This window comes from Nocardia sp. NPDC127606 (genome assembly GCF_042671725.1).
Lineage (GTDB): Bacteria > Actinomycetota > Actinomycetes > Mycobacteriales > Mycobacteriaceae > Nocardia.
In genome coordinates this window covers 411160-429883 of the sequence record NZ_JBHXWQ010000002.1, presented here as the reverse complement: position 1 = coordinate 429883, position 18724 = coordinate 411160, and the positions used below count along the sequence as shown (strand labels likewise).

The following is an 18724-nucleotide window of genomic DNA, read 5'->3' as shown; positions in this document are numbered from 1 at the left end:
CCAGCCCCATATCCAGGGGGGCCGAGACATTCTCCGGTGCGACCGGGTAAACTACTTCTCGTGCAAACCGACCACGAGCTGATGCTCACCCGACGCCGCACAGTTGACCTGTGTCGCCTCGGTGGTTGTTGCTGCCTGTGCTGCTGAACGATCGGCCTTTTCTCTCCCGAGATTTCTGACGTCGATCTATGCCCGCCGCGCGAGTGATCCTCTCGGATCCCCCGGCGAACAGGTAGATCCCCCTGAAAGTGCTCATCTGAAGCGCAGGAGTTCGCACAATGACCGTTTCCGATTCCCCACCTCGCGTAGATGTCCGGGGCCCACGTTTCGTGGCCTGGATCACTACCGGCGTCCTGATCCTGGTGCTCCTCGTCAGCGCCTTCTCGACCGTCGCCGCCGCGATCCTGATCGGCCTGCAAGCCGTGGTTTTCGCGATCGGCGCGGCCGTCGGCCCTGCCAAGCACCCTTACGGCCGGATCTACGCCGCGTTCGTCGCGCCGCGTAACGGTCCGCCCACCGAGACCGAGCCCGTGCCGCCGCTGCGTTTCGCGCAAGCGCTCGGCTTCGTGTTCGCCGGTCTCTCCCTGCTGGGCTTCGCGCTCGGCTCCTCGATCGTCGGCGCGGTGTTCGCCGGCTTCGCCCTGTTCGCGGCGTTCTTGAACGCGGCGTTCGGGGTCTGCCTGGGTTGCCAGATCTATCCGCTGGTAGCCCGTTTCCGCCGGTCACCAGCCCCGGCACCGAACTGACCCCCTTGCACGTCTCTGAAAGGAACAACATGGCTCGCTCCGATGTCCTGGTCTCCGTTGACTGGGCCGAAGAGAACCTCAACGCCCCCGGCGTCGTCTTCGTCGAGGTCGACGAGGACACCTCCGCCTACGAGGGTGGCCACATCGAAGGCGCCATCCGCCTGGACTGGAAGACCGACCTGCAGGATCAGGTCCGTCGCGACTTCGTGAACCAGGAGCAGTTCTCCGACCTGCTCTCGGCGCGTGGCATCGGCAACGATGACACCGTGGTGCTCTACGGCGGCAACAACAACTGGTTCGCGGCCTACGCCTACTGGTACTTCAAGCTCTACGGCCACAACGACGTCAAGCTGCTCGACGGCGGCCGCAAGAAGTGGGAGCTCGACGGTCGTCCGCTCTCGCGTGACGCGGTCTCGCGCCCGGCCACCCAGTACAAGGCCGCCGCTCCCGACCTGAGCATCCGCGCGTTCCGTGACGAGGTCATCGCGGCCATCGGCACCAAGAACCTGGTCGACGTGCGCAGCCCCGACGAGTTCTCGGGCAAGATCCTCGCGCCCGCGCACCTGCCGCAGGAGCAGAGCCAGCGTCCCGGCCACATCCCGGGCGCGATCAACGTGCCGTGGAGCAAGGCCGCGAACGAGGACGGCACCTTCCGCAGCGACGCCGACCTGGCCGAGCTGTACAAGGACGCGGGCCTGGACGGCGAGAAGGAAACCATCGCCTACTGCCGCATCGGCGAGCGTTCCTCGCACACCTGGTTCGTGCTGCAGGAGCTGCTCGGCCACCAGAACGTCAAGAACTACGACGGCAGCTGGACCGAATACGGTTCCCTCGTCGGAGCGCCTATCGAGTTGGGAGCGTAATCAATATGTGTGCAGCACCTACCCAGGGTCAGGCCATCCCGGCCGGCGTCGATGTGGAGAAGGAAACGGTCATCACCGGCCGTGTCCTGAGCACCGACGGCCAGCCTGTCGGCGGCGCGTTCGTGCGTCTGCTCGACGGCAACGGTGACTTCACCGCCGAGGTCGTCGCCTCCGGCACCGGTGATTTCCGCTTCTTCGCCGCACCGGGTTCGTGGACCCTGCGCGCGCTGTCCTCGTCGGGCAACGGCTCCGCCGAGATCAGCCCCGAGGGCGCCGGCATTCACGCCGTCGACGTCGCGGTCGCCAAGTAAGAAGCTCACAACGGCCCTGGTAGTTCCTGTGCGGGAACTACCAGGGCCGTTTTCGTATCTGTTGCGCGGAGTAGCTAGACTCCGATTGTGGTCATCTTCTTCGAGGTACTCCTTGTCGCCGTGTCGATTCTCATCGGCTGGTTCGGCCTGTACGTCTTCTACCGGCTCTTCACCGAGTCATGAGCGGGCTCGCTGGCGAAGGTAACGAACCGGCCGAGCGAGCGAGCACAGAGCAAGACGCTCCGGCCGAGCGTCGTAGCGGCGACGAGGCAGTGAATGTCGCCGCTGAACGGGCGAAAGAGACCGGCGCCCGCAATATTTCGGTCCTGCCTGGTCTTCCCCTGCCCGAAGACACCGCCAATCTGCGCCTCGGCCCGGATCTGAACCACGCCATGCTGGCCCTGTTGCCGCTGGTCGGTGTGTGGCGCGGCGAGGGCGAGGGCAATCACCCCACCGAGGGTGACTACCGGTTCGGCCAGCAGATCATCGTCTCCCACGACGGCGGCGACTACCTGGCCTGGGAATCGCAGACCTGGAAGCTCGACGCCGAGGGCAAGTACACCGGCCCCGATCTGCGCGAGAGCGGCTACTGGCGGGTCGGCGGTGAGGGCACCGACGAACTGCTCGAACTCCTGCTCACCCACAGCAACGGCGTCATCGAGCTGTACTACGGCAAGGCCCGCAACCAGGCCTCCTGGGAGCTCGCGACCGACGTCTCCATCCGCAGCACCTCCGGCGCGGTGGTGGGCGGCGCCAAGCGCCTCTACGGCATCGTCGACAACGGCGACCTCGCCTACGTGGAAGAACGCGTGGACCCCGACGGCGCGCTCGTCCCCCGCCTGTCGGCGCGGCTGGTCCGCTACATCGGCTGAGATCCTTCGGGAACGGCCCGTCCAGAGCACTCTGGGCGGGCCGTTCTCGTTGTGAAATGGAGCGACCCCCGAGCCGTTCCACCGCATTCTGTGAACACGATGGTCCCGGTTGGATCTTCCGGGGGCTCGGGGGTCGGGTGACTGCCTGGGATTCGCTCAGCGCACCGCTGGGGAATCTCCCGCAGTGGAGCTGCTAGCGGGCAGCCACCTCACGCATCCGATGAACATACATTCTTCAGACCACCTCCTCTCTTGTGTACTGATGAATTTAGCCGCGCTCGGCGTGCTCGGCAATTGATTTAATTGCGGTTCTGACCTGGGCGAATACGTCAGGTTTCCGAGTACGTCGCGGAGTGGAGGTGCTCGATGTGGCAGGTGCCGGTCGCATCGACGGTGACGACGGTGTCGGCTCCGTGCCCACGCGGGAGTTGGTGGGTGACAACGACAACGGTGCGATCGGGGGCGACGAGACCGCTGTCCGCGTCGAGGAGGTCGCGCAGGAGTTGATCGCCTTCGGCGGCGGCCAGGTGTTCGGTCGGCTCGTCGAGGAGCAGGGTGTGCGCGGGGGCGACCAGGGCGCGGGCCAGCAGGATGCGGCGGCGTTGACCACCGGATACGGCGGCCGCGCCCGCGGTGAGCGAGGTGTGCGGACCGTCCGGCAGCGCATCCAGCCACGGCCCGAGACCGACTGTGCGCAGGGCGCTGTCGGCCTCGTCGAGGGTGAGGTCACCACGCGCGACCCGGAGGTTCTCCAGGATCGAGGTGCCGAACAGATGCGCGTCCTCCGCGAAGAACGTGACCCCGTCCCGAGGCGTGTCGAACAGGCCCGCCCAGGCCATCAGCAACGTCGTCTTCCCCGCCCCGCTCGGTCCGACGACGACCACCCGGCGCCCTTCCGGCATCGGTTCCCGCATACCAACGGCAGACGCTCTCTCGCGGTCCACACCCGTGTCGCCCTCCGTACCCGGGGCTGCCGCCGAGATGCCGCGGATCCGGTGCAGAGCGGCTCTGGAGGTGGTGAGAGTTGTCGCTGCGGCGGGCAGCGCACCCACGGCTTCGAACGCGGACAGCGGCACCAGGACGAGGATCGTGAGAGCCATCGGGGTCATGCCGCCCGGGAGCCCGCCGGTCGGCCCGTAGGCGGCGATGCCGACCAGCAGCGCACCGAACGCGCTCACCCCGATCGACAGCGGAGTGGCCGCAGCCGCCCACGCGCTCCGCGAGGCAGCCGAATCCTCGGCGATCACCGCACGTTGAGAAGCCCTGTCCGCCACCGAGAGTGCCACATCCAGCCGCCCCGCGACACGGAGCTCGGCAGCATGGTCGAGCACTGTGAGCCCCTCGGCGGTGAACTCGGCCCGATCGGCCCGCACCGACCGCTCGGCGTCGCGCGCGGCCACCGCCGACGACCACGGCGCGAGAACCCCTGAAACCCCCAGCGCCACAGCGAGAATCACGGCAGCAAGCGGCGAAATGATGGCGATCAGTCCCACCGCGGCCAGCGACAACACCACCGCCACCGCCACGGGCACCAGCACCCGCACAACCACCGCCCCGAGATCGTCGATATCAGCACCGATCCGCACCAACACGTCCCCGCGCCGCAACTCGCGCCTCGAACCGTCCTCTTCGCTGCGATCCGACGAGCCCACACGCGTCCGCCACTCGGCGGTGAGCGCCCGATCGGACTCGTCACCGGCCTGCCCGTCCGAGGAGTTGCTTCGGTCTCGCCGCCACCAGACATCCGACTGCGCCAACGCGCGATACACCGACGTGCGAGCGGTCGTCATCGCCCGCAATGCCACATCGTGGGTGGCCAGCCGCTCCAGGTACCGGCACAACCCCCGCGAGATGCCCAGTGCCCGCACCGCCACCACCGCGACGCTCAGATCCAGCACCGGCGGCATCTGCCAGGCCCGCGCGATCAACCACGCGGCCAGCGCGGCCAGCCCGAGCCCACTGCCCAACGCCGCCACTCCCCAGGCGATCGCCACCGCGACCCGCGCGGGCGACAACGCGAGCAGCCGCCAAATCTGTCGCAGATCGCCGATCATGAGACCGCCACCACCCTCTCCATCGAAGGCGCGTCCGCGGCGACTACCTCGATCACCGCATCGGCCGCTGCCAGCACAGTCGGGCGGTGGGCGACGACCACGACGGTCGCACCGGCGTCGGCGTATTCGCGCAGGGTGGTGAGCACGCGTTGCTCGCTCTCGGGATCCAGGTGAGCGGTGGGTTCGTCGAGAAGCAGGATCGGGCGGTGGGCGGCGAGGACGCGAGTGAGGGCCAGGCGCTGGCGTTGACCCAGGGACAGACCGGTGCCGTTCTGGCCGACGACGGTGTTCCAGCCGTCGGGGAGTTCGGCCAGCACGCGCTCGAATCCTGTTGCGGCGCTCACGGCTCGAAGGTCATCGGCAGTCGGGTCCGGGATGGCCCCGAGCAGTTCGACGTTCTCGCGCAATGTCCCGGGAACCAGCACGGGTCGCTGTGGCAACCAGGCGATCCGGCTCCACCAGCGATCGGGGTCGAGTTCACGCACATCGATACCGTCGACGAAGACGGCGCCTTCATCGGGTTGAACCAGGCCCAGAATCGCTTGCACCGTAGTCGATTTCCCGCACCCGTTCGGCCCGGTCAGGACGGTCACCAGTCCGGGTTCGAGCACGGCCGTCAATTGATCGGGCGCGGTGCCGGTCCTGGCGACAACGGACAATCCACGCAGGGCGATTCGCGCGGGTCCAACACCCGCGACGGACGGACCGGACCGGCGCGCCGTCCGGCTACCGGATCCGACGACCTCGCCCCACGCGGCGCGAGCAGGCACGGCTTCGTCCCGCCGGTGCGCGGCCTCCGGTTCGAGCACCGCGAAAGCCCGGTCAGCGGCGGCCATTCCGTCTTGCGCCGCGTGGAACTTCTCCCCCACCTGCCGCAGCGGCCAGTACACCTCCGGCGCCAGAATCAACGCGACCAGCCCGCTGTACAACGCCATCTCCCCGAATACCAACCGCAGCCCGATCGCGACCGCGATCAACGCGACACTCAGCGTCGCGAGGCTTTCCAGCACCATCGAGGAGAGGAACGCGATCCGCAGCGCGCGCATGGTCCGCTGTCGCAGCGAATCGCCGAGGGCCTGCACCTGATTCACCATCGAGGGTCCGTCCGCACCCTCACGTCCGAGCGCGCGCAAGGTGGGCATGCCCGCGAAAAGATCGAGGATCTGGTCCGACAACCGCGTGGTCGCGGCGAGCGTCGCCTCGGCTCGTCCCTGGGTGAGCAGCCCGATCAGCACCATGAACACCGGGATCAACGGCACCGTGATCACCGCGATCAGCGCCGAGGTCCGATCGTGCAGGGCGATGACCACCAACACCACCGGCGGCACCAGACAGGCCAGCAACAGCGCGGGCAGATAGCCGGTGAACCATCCACGCAACCCGCTCAGACCGTTGCCGACGACGACCGCGATCTCCGTTCGCCGCACGTCCAGTTCCCGCGGCGGCAGTTCGGCGCCGGCCCGCAGCACCGCCGTCTCGAGCTCCGCGACCACCGCGCTTCCGGCCCGATGAGCCAACCGCGCCTGCCACCAACTCGCCAGCCCCCGCACCGCGACGGCTACCGCCAGGACCGCCAATTCCGTGGTCCACGCACCGAACTCGCGCTTGCCCGGATCCGTGATCACCCCCGCGAGTACCCGTCCCAACACGAGGGCGATCACCACGATCGTCGCCGTGATCACCAGCGCCAGCGCGACAGCGATCACCAGATGCGGTCGCGCCGACCGCGCGTACCGCCACAACCGCGGATCCACCGGCCCGCGCCTCGACCGTTTCGGCGTCTCCGGCCCCTCCTGCGACAAGCTCTCCGGCACCACAGCGTCCGACCTTCCACGAGCGACAATGTCGCGAGACAAGGCCGACGTCATCGGTCAGCCCTTACCGCTCAGCGGCAGACCCACCGGCGGCGGAATCTGTTCCACCCGAATCCGCTGCCGGAAAACCCAATAGGTCCACCCCTGATACATCAGCACCACCGGCGTAGCGAGCAACGCCGCCCAGCTCATCACCTTCAACGTATACGGCGACGAGGACGCATTGTGGATGGTGAGGTCGTAGAGCGGGCTGATGGTCGACGGCAGCACATTCGGATACATCGACCCGATGATCAGCACCGTCGCCGAGACGACACCGAGCGTCGTGCCGACAAAGGCCCAGCCGTCACGCCCCCCGACAGTCGCCACCGCGGCGAGCGCGAGCCCGAGCACGGCGGTCACCAGCACGATCCAGGTCCACCCGGCGCCGTAGGCGAGCTGGGTCCACAATCCGAATCCGCCGACTACTACCGCGGTGGGAATCAGCAGCGACCTGGCGATCCGCACGGCGTCCGTGCGGACCTCACCCGCTGTCTTGAGCACCAGGAACACCGCACCGTGCAGCGCGAAGAGAACAGCGGTGGTCAGCCCGCCGAGTAACGCGTACGGGCTGAGCAGGTCCCCGACCGAACCGACGATCTGCCTGTCCGCGTTCAACGGCACGCCCCGCACCATGTTCGCGAACACCCATCCCCAGGCCAGCGCCGGAATCCACGACCCGATCCCGATCCCGATATCGCACCAGGCCCGCCATTTCGGATCATTGATCTTGCCCCGGTATTCGATCGCGCACACCCGCAGAATCAACGCGACGAGCAGGAGCAGCAGCGCCAGATAGAACCCGGAGAACACGCTGGCGTACCACTCGGGAAAAGCCGCGAACATCGCACCGGCGGCGGTGATCAGCCACACCTCGTTGCCGTCCCAGACCGGCCCGATCGTATTGAGCACGACGCGCCTGCGGGTATCGGACCCCTTACCGAGAATCGGCATCAGCATGCCGACGCCGAAGTCGAATCCCTCGAGCACGAAGTAGCCGGTGAACAGCACACCGATCAGGAGGAACCAGAACTGTTGCAGATCCATCGTCGGCTCCTAGTACGCGAAGGAAAGTTGGGGAGTGTCGGTGCTGTCCGAACTCTCGGCGTGCGCCTGGGTGTCCGGCCCGGCGACGACATACCGTCGCATCAGGTAGAACCACACCACCGCGAGCGCGCCGTAGAGCAGCGTGAACACCGCCAGCGAGAACATCACGGTCCCGGCGGAGTGTTCGGAGACCGCCTGCTGCACCGTCATTCGGATATTCGGATCGCCGGTCGGATTGGGCACCACCGCCCACGGCTGACGCCCCATCTCGGTGAACACCCAGCCCGCACTGTTGGCCAGGAACGGCGTGGGGATCGCGAGCAGGCTCAGCCAGGAGAACCACCGCTGATCCGGCACGCGGCCACCGCGCGTCACCCAGAACCCGGCCAACAGCAGCAGCACCGACCCGCCTGCCAGCCCGATCATGGCGCGGAAGGACCAGTAGGTGACGAACAGGTTGGGCCGGTAGTCCCCGGGCCCGTAGGCGACGTTGTAGGTCTTCTGCAGATCCACCACGCCGTCGAGCGTCACCCCGCTGAACTCGCCCTTGGCGAGATAGGGCAGCACATAGGGCACCTCGAGCACGTGGATCACGCCGTCGCAATTGTTGTGCGTGCCCACGGTGAGAACGGAGAAGTCGGGGTCGGTCGCCGTGTGGCACAACGATTCCGCCGATGCCATCTTCATCGGCTGCTGTTCGAACATCAGCTTGCCCTGGATATCGCCGGTGAAGATCAAGGCGCCACCGGACAGCGCCACCACCACGAGGGCGAATCGCCCCACCGGGCGCCACATCGTCTGCGCCTCTTCGCGTTTGGCCGGATCGCCACTGCGGGCGTTGCGCACCATCCACCAGCCCGCGATGCCCGCGACGAAGGTGCCCGCGGTGAGAAACGCGCCCGCGACCACATGTGGGAACGCGGCCAATGTCGTGTTGTTGGTCAGCAGCGCCGCGATGCTCTCCAGCTCAGCACGTCCGGTCTCCGGGTTGTACCGGGCTCCCACCGGATGCTGCATGAACGAATTGGCGGCGACGATGAAATACGCCGAAGCGTTCACCCCGATGGCGACGATCCAGATGGTCGCCAAATGCACCAGCTTGGGCAGCCGGATCCACCCGAAGATCCACAACCCGATGAACGTCGACTCCATGAAGAAGGCGATCAGCGCTTCCAGCGCCAGTGGCGCACCGAAGACGTCGCCGATGAAGCGGGAGTATTCGCTCCAGTTCATCCCGAACTGGAATTCCTGCACGATGCCCGTCGCGACGCCGAGGGCGAAGTTGATCAGGAACAGCTTGCCGAAGAATTTGGTCAGCCGGTACCAGCGTTCGTTGCCGGTGATCACCCAGGCGGTCTGCATCATCGCGATCAGCGGCGCGAGTCCGATGGTCAGCGGAACGAACAGAAAGTGGTAGACGGTCGTGATCCCGAACTGCCACCGGGAGACATCAAGGGTGTCCATCCGACCTCCACCGATCTACTACGACAACTTGTAGTAGATCGTACGCCGGGAATCACCTCGTTCGAGCGTGACAACCGCCACGGCCCGCGGAAACCCTTCCCGCAGGGGCACGCCCACCCGTGCCCCACACACGGATCACCAGTCTCCGATGGTCCCCGGCCGTTCGATCCCGAGGTCGACCATGTCGATGATCTCCTGAGCGTTGTCGGGCGCCGACAAGCGAATGCCGTCGAGCTGGTTCACTCGCGCGGCAAGGGTGATGCTGGACAACAGCCAGATGCTGTCACAGTCGAAAAGGTCCGCGGTGAACAGCGTCTGGTACTTGCACTCCCAGCCCGACTTCTCCGCCACGTTGAACAGCGCGCGCTGCGTGACGCCGGGCAGCACGCCGCTCTTGGCGGGCACGGTGATCAGCTGCTTGCCGCGAGCGATCACCACTGTCGAGCGCGGCCCCTCGAGGACCTTGTGTTCGGTGCTGTGGAAGATCACGTCCTCGGCGCCCATCCGCCGCGCGAACCGCAGCGCGGCCATGTTGGTCGCGTACGACAGCGTCTTCGCGCCGAGCAGCTGCCACGGCGCCGCCTGCGCGAGGTCGACCGAGATACCGCGCGCCAGCGACATCACCTTCACGCCCTCAGCGCGTGCAGTCGCGACCCGCGCGGGTACCGGGGAGACGAGCACATACGCGGTGGGTTGCGGATCCTCCGGTGCCAGCTCCGAGCGCGGCGCGTCGAATTCCGAGTCGCGGCCGCGCGTGTAGATCAGCCGCAACATTCCTTCCTCTTCCGATCCCCATTCCTTCACGGCGAGTTCCACCGCGGTGCGCCACCTCGACAGTCCCGGCTCCGGCAGTTCCAGCGCCTGCGCCGAGCGACGCAACCGCGCCAGGTGGAATTCCAGCGCGGTGGCCGTGCCGCCGCGCACCAAAATCGTTTCGAATACGCCATCGCCGCGAAGCGCGCCGATGTCGTCGGCATAAAGCGACGGTACGTTCGCGTCGGCGACCGTCCCGTCGAGTGTCACAAGAACCCGTTCTCCCATGCGCCGAGCGTAGGCGTTATCGCTCTGTTATGCCTATGGCTGCTTCGAATCGAGCTCGCGACGCGCGCCGCGAAGACGACCACGTGCGGCGCGTGTCGGCAGACGCGCCTACAGTGGGTGTCGTGTCACAGGTCGTCTCCCCCAGTCCTGTTCTCCATACTCCGGGTGCCGTCGCGGGTGCACCCGATACCCCGGACGCCGCGGTCGCCTGGCATTACGGTGATCCGTTCGGCGAACAGAAGGCCGCTGCGGAGCGGGTGGCGGTCGTGGATCGCTCCCATCGCAGCGTCGCCACGATCACCGGCGCCGAGCGCCTGAGCTGGCTGCACACCATCACCAGTCAGCACATCGCCGCGCTACCCGACGCGCACAGCGCCGAGACGCTCGACCTCGATCTCAACGGCCGGGTCCTCAACCACTTCGTCCTCACCGACCTCGACGGCACCCTGTGGCTCGATACCGAGGCCGACCGCGGCGCCGAACTGCTGGCGTTCCTCACGAAGATGGTCTTCTGGGCCGACGCCAAGCCGCAGGACGCGCCGGATCACGCCGTGCTGAGCCTGCTGGGCCCGCGAGTGGACACACTGCTCGACGCGCTCGGCATCGCGCAACTGCCGGAGATCTACGTCGCGGCCGCGCTGCCCGGTGGTGGATTCCTGCGGCGGATGCCGGACTCCTTCGATCTGATCGTGCCCCGTGCCGAGCTGTCGGCATGGTGGACCAGGCTCACCGCGGCGGGAGCCGCTCCAGCGGGCATGTGGGCCTACGAGGCGCTGCGTGTGGCCGCGCTGCGGCCCCGCATCGGCGTCGACACCGACGAACGCACCATCCCGCACGAGGCCCGCTGGATCGGCGGCATCGACGAGCACGGGGCCGTCCACCTCAACAAGGGGTGCTACCGCGGCCAGGAAACCGTGGCCAGGGTCCACAACCTCGGCAAGCCCCCGCGCAACCTCGTGCTGCTGCACCTCGACGGCTCGGCCGACGAGCGCCCGGCGACCGGTGACGACGTGACCGCCGCCGGCCGCACCGTCGGCCGCCTCGGCACCGTCGTCGACCACTACGAACTCGGCCCGATCGCCCTGGCTCTGATCAAGCGTTCGGTTCCCGCGGGCACCGAACTGGTGGTCGGCAGCATGGCCGCGGCCATCGACCCCGACTCGGTCCCCGCCGACGACACCGAGCAGGCGGGGCGCGCCGCCGTCAACCGGTTGCGCGGGCGATGAACCGTCCGGTCACGCGCGTCGGCGATACCGGCCGCGTCGAGGCCGTGTGCGTCGTCCACGCCGAGATCGAGGTGCGCACCCGCGTCGGCCGCACGGCCATCGACAAGCGTCCTGTCGACGGTCGGGTAGTCGTGGCCGCGCTCGGCCTGCACGGTGACCACGTCTGCGACACCGCCAACCACGGCGGCATCGACCAGGCCGTCTACGCCTACGCCGACGAAGACGCCCGCCGCTGGGCAGACGAACTCGACCGCGAACTGCCCGCGGGCTGGTTCGGCGAGAACCTGCGCCTGACCGGCCTGCCGGTCAGCGACGCGGTGCTCGGCGCGCACTGGGCGATCGGCGACACCCTGCTCGAGGTCAGCGCGCCCCGGGTGCCCTGCGCGACCTTCCAGCAGTGGTCGGGCGAGCAGCGGTGGGTCAAACGCTTCGCCCTGCGATCCGACACCGGCGCCTACTTCCGGGTCCTGACCGAGGGCACCATCGGCGCGGGCGACGAGGTCCGCGTAGTCCACGTCCCCGAACACGGCATCACCGTCCGCGATCTGTTCACCGGCGCCGACCCCGCCCGCCTCGAACGCCTGCGCGCCGAGGAACCGACCATCTCCGCCGACGTCCGCATGCAGATCGACCGCCACACCCGAACCCGCACCGTGGAGGTCCGCGCATGAGCGGTCAGCGCCCGGAGGCGGCAGCTCGCGTAACCACGCAGGGCGCCCGAGCATGCCCAAGGGAGACAGCATGAGCGTCGAACTGGTCGAAGTCGTGCGATCCGGCTTCCGTGAGTGCGTGCACCGCGGCTCGGTCGTGATCCTCGACGCCTTCGGCACCCCCACCCTCGAACTCGGCGAGATCCACGGCCCGATCTTCCCGCGCTCCACCAACAAGCCGATGCAGGCACTGGCCCTGCTGCGCAACGGTTTCGACCCCGTCGACGACGACGAACTCGCCATCGCCACCGCCTCCCACTTCGGTGAACCCGACCACATCGCTCTCGTCCGTCGCCTGCTCGACCGCTTCGGCTACACCGCCGGCGACCTCGCCTGCCCACCCGACCTGCCCTTCGAGGAGAAAGCCCGCGCCGCCGCGATCACCGGTGCGGGCCCGAGCCCGCTGTACATGAACTGTTCCGGCAAACACGCCGCGATGTTGGCGACCTGCGCGATCAACGATTGGCCGCGCACCGGATACCTCGAGATCGAACATCCACTTCAGCAAGCGGTCCTGGCCACCGTCGCCGACGTCACCGGCGAACCGGAGACCGATCTGGGCATCGACGGCTGCGGCCTGCCGATCGTGCCCGTCTCGCTGATCAACCTCGCGCGCGCCTTCGCCGGCTTCACCACGGCCGAGTCCGGCACCGCGCCGCGCCGGATCGCCGACGCCGTTCGGGCGAATCCACGAGTGATTTCCGGCACGAGCGGCCCGGATCTACTGGCCATGTCGGCGACCCCCGGACTGTTCTGCAAGATCGGCGCCGACGGCGTGCACGCGGGTGCGCTCCCCGACGGAAGGGCCTTCGCGTACAAGATCGAAGACGGTCACGATCGGGCCCGGATGCCTCTGACGCTGGCGATTCTGCGCGAACTCGGCGTCGAGTGGACCGATCAGCACACTCAGCTCGCGGCCACCGCGGTGTTCGGCGGCGACGCCAGAGTCGGTGTGATCCGCGCGATTCCGGGAGTCATCTGAGACCGGGCGGTCTGGGCGAAGAAGGGGCAAACCGGGGCGCTTCGACAGGTCTTCACCCACTCCTGGGAGCGCGACGCTCTGACACACGCTAAAGTGTCTGTCAGGAAGAGTATTAATTCGAACGGGGCCGCCAACAAACCCCAGGCCGCCCCGCAGTGACGCGAGGGGGTCAGCCATGGGCCGTGGCCGGGCTAAGGCAAAGCAGACCAAAGTCGCACGTGAGCTCAAGTACAGCTCCGCGCCGACCGACTTCGCGAGCCTTCAGCGCGAGCTGTCGGATAGCGATGCTCCGCCCTACTCCCAACCCAGGAGTAGTGCAGTGCTGTCCGATGAGCATGATGCGGACGAGTCGCCGTCTCGTTGGAACGACGAGGACGACGGCTACGACAGCTGGCGCCGCTGACCTGACAGCGACGAAGGGGGAGGCCTGCCGGCCTCCCCCTTCCAGCCGTTCTCAGGTGAGTGACGACAGGCTCGTAGTAGCAGTTACGGCGAATACCTGAATACACGACGAGCGTCCTGTGCGATACACAGGACGCTCGTCGTGTTCGCCGCCTCGAGGCCCCGACCACCCCGAGCCGACGGGTAAAAACCCTCCGGGTACGGGTTAGCCACTCAGTGGCCGGAACAAACCCTGAACGCACGTGAGCCGGGTCGCGACCATCGCGACCCGGCTCAGTGCGTAGCGGAGATCAGAACCTGGGGTGATCGCCCAGCAGCACCGCACGCGGCGCTTCGACATCGGCGGCCTTCTTGACCTGACCCAGCGTCCAGCAGTCGATGTGGCGGGCCGTGAGCACCGCCAGCGCACGATCAGCGTCCTCGGGCGCCACGATCGCGACCATGCCGACGCCCATGTTGAACGTCTTCTCCATCTCGATCCGCTCGACGCGGCCGCGCTGGGCGATCAGTTTGAACACCGGCGCCGGGTTCCAGGTGCCACGGTCCAGCTCGGCCACCAGGCCCGCGGGCAGCACGCGCGCCAGGTTGGCGGCCAGGCCACCACCGGTGACGTGCGAGAACGTGCGCACATCGGTCTCGGCGATCAGTGCGAGGCAGTCCTTGGCGTAGATCCGCGTCGGCTCGAGCAGTTCCTCACCGAGGGTGCGGCCGAACTCCTCGACATAGCCGGTGAGCGACATCCGGTCGATGTCGAGCAGCACCTTGCGGGCCAGGCTGTAGCCGTTGGAGTGCAGGCCAGAGGAGCCCATCGCGATGACGACATCGCCGGGACGCACCCGGTCGGGGCCGAGCACCGCGTCGGCCTCGACGACGCCGACGCCGGTGGCGGACAGGTCGTAGTCGTCGGGATCCATCAGGCCGGGGTGCTCGGCGGTCTCGCCGCCGAGCAGTGCGCAACCGGCCTTGATGCAGCCCTCGGCGATGCCGGAGACGATCTCGGCGACCTTCTCCGGGATGACCTTGCCGATGGCGATGTAGTCCTGCAGGAACAGCGGCTCGGCGCCACACACCACCAGGTCGTCGACGACCATGGCCACCAGGTCGAGCCCGACGGTGTCGTGCTTGTCCAGGGCCTGGGCGATGGCGATCTTGGTGCCGACGCCGTCGGTGGAGGCGGCGAGCAGCGGTTCCCGGTATCCGCCCTTGAGGGCGAACATACCGGCGAAGCCGCCGATGCCGCCCTGCACCTCGGGTCGGCTGGCCTTCCTGGCCAATGGTCCGAACAATTCGACGGCGCGGTCACCGGCTTCGATGCTCACGCCCGCCGCAGCGTAGGAAGCGCCTGCACCGCTGGGTGTCTGTTCAGTCATTGTGGGGGAAAGCTCCAAACCGAATCGGCGGATAGATGCCTAGTAACTCTAAGTGATCCGCCACTCCGGGTGTCGTGCGGCTCCTAGCTCATTGTTCCAGCTCGGTGGCGAATGTGGCGGCGATCTCGGCGCGACGCCGCCGCTGTTCGACCGGGTCGGGGACCGGAACGGCGGCGACGAGGCGACGGGTGTACTCGTGCTGCGGGTTACGCAGGATCTGTTCGTTGTCGCCCTCCTCGACGCAGGAACCCTCGCGCAGGACCATGATCCGGTCCGCGAGCTGGTCGACGACGGCGAGATCGTGGCTGATGAACAGACACGCCCAACCGCACCCTCGCTGCAGTTCGGCGAACAGTTCGAGCACCGCCGCCTGCACCGAGACATCGAGCGCGCTGGTCGGCTCGTCGGCGACGAGCAGATCGGGGTCGAGCACGAGCGCCCGCGCCAGGCTGGCCCGCTGACGCTGCCCGCCGGACAGTTCGTGCGGGTACCGGTTCTCGGTGCCCGCGGGCAGCTGCACGTCGTCGAGCATGTGCCTGACCCGCGCGCGGATGCTCGCCTTGTCCCCGATGCCGTGCACGACCAGGGGCTCGGCGACGCATTCGCCGACGGTCAGACGCGGGTTGAGGGAACCGGCCGGGTCCTGGAACACGAACCCGAAACGCCGCCGGATCGGCCGCAGCTTGCGCTGGGACAGATCCGCGATGTCCTGCCCGCGAATCAGCACGTGCCCCTCGCTCGGCCGTTGCAACGCGGCCACACAGCGCCCGATGGTCGACTTGCCCGACCCCGACTCGCCGACCAGGCCCAGGGTCTCCCCCGGCCTGATCTGCAAGCTGACGCCGTCGACGGCCCGGAAGGCGGGCCGACCGAACGGCCCGGGGAACGTGACGACCAGATCCTTCACATCGAGCACGGGCTCGACGGTCCGGTCGATCACGGGCCGCTCGATGGTCGCCGCGCCGAGATGCGGAACGGCGTCGAGCAGCGCCCTGGTGTAGTCGGCCTTCGGACTGGCGAACAGCTCGTGCACGGGCGCCTGTTCGACCACCTCGCCCGCGCGCATCACCACCACCCGATCGGCGAGGTCGGCCACCACACCCATGTTGTGGGTGATCAGCACGATCGCGCTGCCGAGCCGATCGCGCAGATCGCGCAGCAGTTCCAGGATCTCGGCCTGCACGGTGACATCGAGCGCGGTGGTCGGCTCGTCGGCGATGATCACCTTCGGCTCACACGAAATGGCGATCGCGATCATCACGCGCTGTTTCTGCCCGCCGGAGAGCTGGTGCGGGTAGTAGTCGACGCGATGCTCGGGATCGGGCAGCCCGACCAGGCGCAAGAGATCGATCGCCTTGGCCTTGGCAGCTTTTCGGCCCATCCCGCTGTGCGCGCGCAGCGCTTCACAGATCTGGAAGCCGACGGTGAACAGCGGGTCCAGCGCCCGCGCCGGTTCCTGGAACACCATCGACACCTCGCCACCGCGCAGTGCGGTGAGCTGACGTTCGGTCATCGAGGTGACCGGCCGGTCGCCGATGGTCACCAGCCCGCGCACCGACGCGGAATGCGGCAGCAGTCCGATGGCGGTGCGCGAACTCACCGATTTGCCCGACCCGGACTCGCCGACGATGGCGAGCACTTCACCGGGGAACACCTCGTAGGACACATTGCGCACCGCGTTCACGGGTCCGCTGTCGGTCGAGAAGGTGACCGACAGGCCCGAAACAGCCAGTGCGGCAGTCTTTTCACTCATCGACTGTTTCCTTGTCTGCCGAGGTGACCGCACGCCGGGTGCGCAGCAGCGGGTTCAGCGTCTCGTCGAGGCTCTCGCCGACCAGCGTCATCCCGAGCACCACCAGCACGATCGCGGTGCCGGGGAAGATCGAGGTCCACCAGATGCCGTTGGAGACATCGTTGAGCGCCTTGTTCAGGTCGTAGCCCCACTCGGCGGCCTGGGTGGGTTCGATGCCGAACCCGAGGAAGCCGAGCGCGGCGAGGGTGAGGATGGCGTCGGCGGCATTGATCGTGACGATCACCGGCAGCGAGCCGGTGACGTTGGACAGGATGTGGCGGAACATGATTCGCGTCGTCGACGCGCCGGTCACCCGGGCGGCGTCCACGTACGGCTCGGTCTTCACCGCGACCGTCGCGTTGCGCACCACCCGGAAGTACTGCGGCACATAGACAACCGTGATCGCGATGGCCGCCGACAGCATGCCGCCGAGACTGCTCGACGTGCCGCCCGCGACGACGATCGACACCACGATGGCCAGCAGCAGCGACGGGAACGCGTAGATGGCGTCCATGATCAGCACCAGCGTCTTGTCGACCCAGCGCCCCACGAACCCCGACAGCAGTCCCAGCGGCACTCCGATCAGCAGCGACAGCGTCACCGAGATCGCGATCACCAGCAGCGCGGTGCGCGCGCCGAACAGCACCCGCGAGAGCACATCCTCGCTGCGCACCGAGGTACCGAACCAGTGCTCGGCCGACGGACCCTGCTGCGGCACGAAAGCCACTCCGTCAGCGGAGTTCTGGGCCAGCCCGTAGGGCGCGAGCAACGGCGCGAACGCCGCCACGAACACGAACACACCGACCAGCACCAAGCCGGTGATCAGGGTGACCCGTTGCAGCCCCGAGGTTTTCGACAGCAGTTCGGCGCCGGGCAGACGCCGACGTTTCACAGCGGTAGTCATCAGAACCTCACCCTCGGGTCGATCAGCGCGACGATGGCGTCGACGACGAAGCTCATCACCGCGACAACCAGCGCGATGAACGCCACGATGCCCTGCACCGCGATGAAGTCGCGCGCCCGCAGATACTCGGCGAGCTGATAGCCCAAGCCTTTCCATTCGAATGTGGTCTCGGTGAGCACCGCACCGCCGAGCATCATCGCGATGCACATGCCCATCACCGTGATGATCGGGATCAGCGCGTTGCGCACCGCGTGCCTGCCGGTGACCACCCGCGTGGACAATCCGCGCGCCCGCGCCGCCTCGACGAAATCGCTGCGCAGCGTCTGGATCAGGTTCACCCGCACCAGCCGCAGGAAGATGCCGCCGGTGAGCAGCCCGAGGGCCACCGCGGGCAGCACCGCGTGTTCGAGCACGTCGAGCACATAGGACGGTTCGCCGTAGAGGATCGAATCGATGATCAGGATGTTCGTCTTCGGCGAGACATGTTGCAGCGCGAGCTCTACGTCGGTGCTGGCCCGCCCGCCGACCGGGAACCAGCCCAGCCACACCGAGAAGATCAGCTTGAGCAGCATGCCCACGAAGAACACCGGCGCCGCGTAGGCCAGCACCGCGGAGAACCGCAGGAACGCGTCCGAGGGCGTATCCCGGTGTGTCGCGGCGTATCTGCCCAGCGGAACGCCGACGGCGAACGCCACGAGCAGACCCCAGAAGACCAGTTCGAAGGTGGCGGCACCGTAGGTGATCACCACATCGCTGATCGCCTGGTTGTCCTGGGTCCGTCCGAAGTCACCGTGCAGAAAGCCGGTGATGTATTCCCAATACTGCGTCAGGATAGGGCGATTGAGCCCTGCGGCTTCCTTGCGCTCTTCGATCTGATCCTGGGTCAGTCGGCCACCCATGGCCGCGCTGATCGGGTCACCGATCACCCGCATCAGGAAGAACACCACTGTCACCAGCAACCACGCGGTCGGCAGAATCAGCAACAGCCGAATCAGCAGGTACCGCAGCAAAGCCACCTGGCGGGAACCCCCGCCGCGCATCCACCCGAAACGCCGCGCCCGGATCGGTGATCCGGGCGCAGCGGCAA

17 protein-coding genes are annotated in these 18724 nt (G+C 67.5%); 8 read left to right on the top strand and 9 right to left on the bottom strand.

Annotated features, from left to right (window positions below; genetic code table 11):
- Positions 1–278: 278 nt before the first annotated feature.
- The 4 genes from ACFVJ5_RS12830 (at position 279) to ACFVJ5_RS12815 (ending at position 2792) form a co-directional block, all read left to right on the top strand.
- Positions 279–746, top strand: a complete 468-nt coding sequence (locus ACFVJ5_RS12830) for a DUF4395 domain-containing protein (RefSeq protein ID WP_379220137.1) — start codon at positions 279–281, stop codon at positions 744–746.
- 29 nt (positions 747–775) lie between these two features.
- Positions 776–1609 (top strand): sulfurtransferase, encoded by an 834-nt coding sequence (locus ACFVJ5_RS12825; RefSeq protein ID WP_056818725.1) that lies wholly within the window; start codon positions 776–778, stop codon positions 1607–1609.
- 5 nt (positions 1610–1614) lie between these two features.
- Positions 1615–1920 (top strand): DUF1416 domain-containing protein, encoded by a 306-nt coding sequence (locus ACFVJ5_RS12820; RefSeq protein ID WP_056818727.1) that lies wholly within the window; start codon positions 1615–1617, stop codon positions 1918–1920.
- 179 nt (positions 1921–2099) lie between these two features.
- On the top strand, positions 2100–2792 hold the full coding sequence (locus tag ACFVJ5_RS12815; RefSeq protein WP_379220136.1) for an FABP family protein: 693 nt from the start codon (positions 2100–2102) through the stop codon (positions 2790–2792).
- Between the two features lie 329 nt (positions 2793–3121).
- On the opposite strand, the gene cydC is transcribed toward ACFVJ5_RS12815, so the two are convergent.
- From cydC to ACFVJ5_RS12790, 5 genes are all read right to left on the bottom strand, one after another.
- Positions 3122–4846, bottom strand: coding sequence for a thiol reductant ABC exporter subunit CydC (cydC, locus tag ACFVJ5_RS12810; RefSeq protein ID WP_379220135.1), 1725 nt, complete (start codon positions 4844–4846; stop codon positions 3122–3124).
- Positions 4843–6600 carry a thiol reductant ABC exporter subunit CydD gene (gene cydD, locus ACFVJ5_RS12805; protein WP_379220134.1) on the bottom strand — a complete coding sequence of 586 codons (1758 nt, stop codon included), beginning with the start codon at positions 6598–6600 and terminating at the stop codon, positions 4843–4845. Before cydD ends, cydC begins: the two co-directional genes overlap by 4 nt.
- 117 nt (positions 6601–6717) lie before the next feature.
- Positions 6718–7746: a cytochrome d ubiquinol oxidase subunit II gene (gene cydB / locus ACFVJ5_RS12800; protein ID WP_379220133.1), complete on the bottom strand. Its 1029-nt coding sequence runs from the start codon at positions 7744–7746 to the stop codon at positions 6718–6720.
- Positions 7747–7755: 9 nt separating this feature from the next.
- The gene (locus ACFVJ5_RS12795) at positions 7756–9210 is read right to left on the bottom strand and encodes a cytochrome ubiquinol oxidase subunit I (protein WP_379220132.1); all 1455 of its coding nucleotides are present in this window, start codon (positions 9208–9210) and stop codon (positions 7756–7758) included.
- Between the two features lie 135 nt (positions 9211–9345).
- Positions 9346–10251: an aminodeoxychorismate lyase gene (locus tag ACFVJ5_RS12790; protein WP_379220131.1), complete on the bottom strand. Its 906-nt coding sequence runs from the start codon at positions 10249–10251 to the stop codon at positions 9346–9348.
- Between the two features lie 122 nt (positions 10252–10373).
- Here ACFVJ5_RS12790 and ACFVJ5_RS12785 point away from each other — a divergent pair, with 122 nt between their 5' ends.
- From ACFVJ5_RS12785 to ACFVJ5_RS12770, 4 genes are all read left to right on the top strand, one after another.
- Positions 10374–11477: a YgfZ/GcvT domain-containing protein gene (locus tag ACFVJ5_RS12785; RefSeq protein WP_379220130.1), complete on the top strand. Its 1104-nt coding sequence runs from the start codon at positions 10374–10376 to the stop codon at positions 11475–11477.
- On the top strand, positions 11474–12148 hold the full coding sequence (locus ACFVJ5_RS12780) for an MOSC domain-containing protein (RefSeq protein ID WP_379220129.1): 675 nt from the start codon (positions 11474–11476) through the stop codon (positions 12146–12148). The genes ACFVJ5_RS12785 and ACFVJ5_RS12780 overlap by 4 nt, the downstream gene beginning before the upstream one ends.
- Before the next feature lie 70 nt (positions 12149–12218).
- Positions 12219–13169 carry an asparaginase gene (locus ACFVJ5_RS12775; RefSeq protein WP_379220128.1) on the top strand — a complete coding sequence of 317 codons (951 nt, stop codon included), beginning with the start codon at positions 12219–12221 and terminating at the stop codon, positions 13167–13169.
- Positions 13170–13344: 175 nt separating this feature from the next.
- On the top strand, positions 13345–13572 hold the full coding sequence (locus ACFVJ5_RS12770; protein ID WP_301904780.1) for a DUF3073 domain-containing protein: 228 nt from the start codon (positions 13345–13347) through the stop codon (positions 13570–13572).
- Positions 13573–13861: 289 nt separating this feature from the next.
- On the opposite strand, the gene purM is transcribed toward ACFVJ5_RS12770, so the two are convergent.
- From purM to ACFVJ5_RS12750, 4 genes are all read right to left on the bottom strand, one after another.
- Positions 13862–14941, bottom strand: coding sequence for a phosphoribosylformylglycinamidine cyclo-ligase (gene purM / locus ACFVJ5_RS12765; RefSeq protein ID WP_379220127.1), 1080 nt, complete (start codon positions 14939–14941; stop codon positions 13862–13864).
- Positions 14942–15029: 88 nt separating this feature from the next.
- The gene (locus tag ACFVJ5_RS12760; RefSeq protein ID WP_379220126.1) at positions 15030–16694 is read right to left on the bottom strand and encodes an ABC transporter ATP-binding protein; all 1665 of its coding nucleotides are present in this window, start codon (positions 16692–16694) and stop codon (positions 15030–15032) included.
- Positions 16687–17637, bottom strand: a complete 951-nt coding sequence (locus ACFVJ5_RS12755) for an ABC transporter permease (RefSeq protein ID WP_378990584.1) — start codon at positions 17635–17637, stop codon at positions 16687–16689. Before ACFVJ5_RS12755 ends, ACFVJ5_RS12760 begins: the two co-directional genes overlap by 8 nt.
- The gene (locus ACFVJ5_RS12750) at positions 17637–18677 is read right to left on the bottom strand and encodes an ABC transporter permease (RefSeq protein ID WP_379220630.1); all 1041 of its coding nucleotides are present in this window, start codon (positions 18675–18677) and stop codon (positions 17637–17639) included. Before ACFVJ5_RS12750 ends, ACFVJ5_RS12755 begins: the two co-directional genes overlap by 1 nt.
- Between the last annotated feature and the right edge of the window lie 47 nt (positions 18678–18724).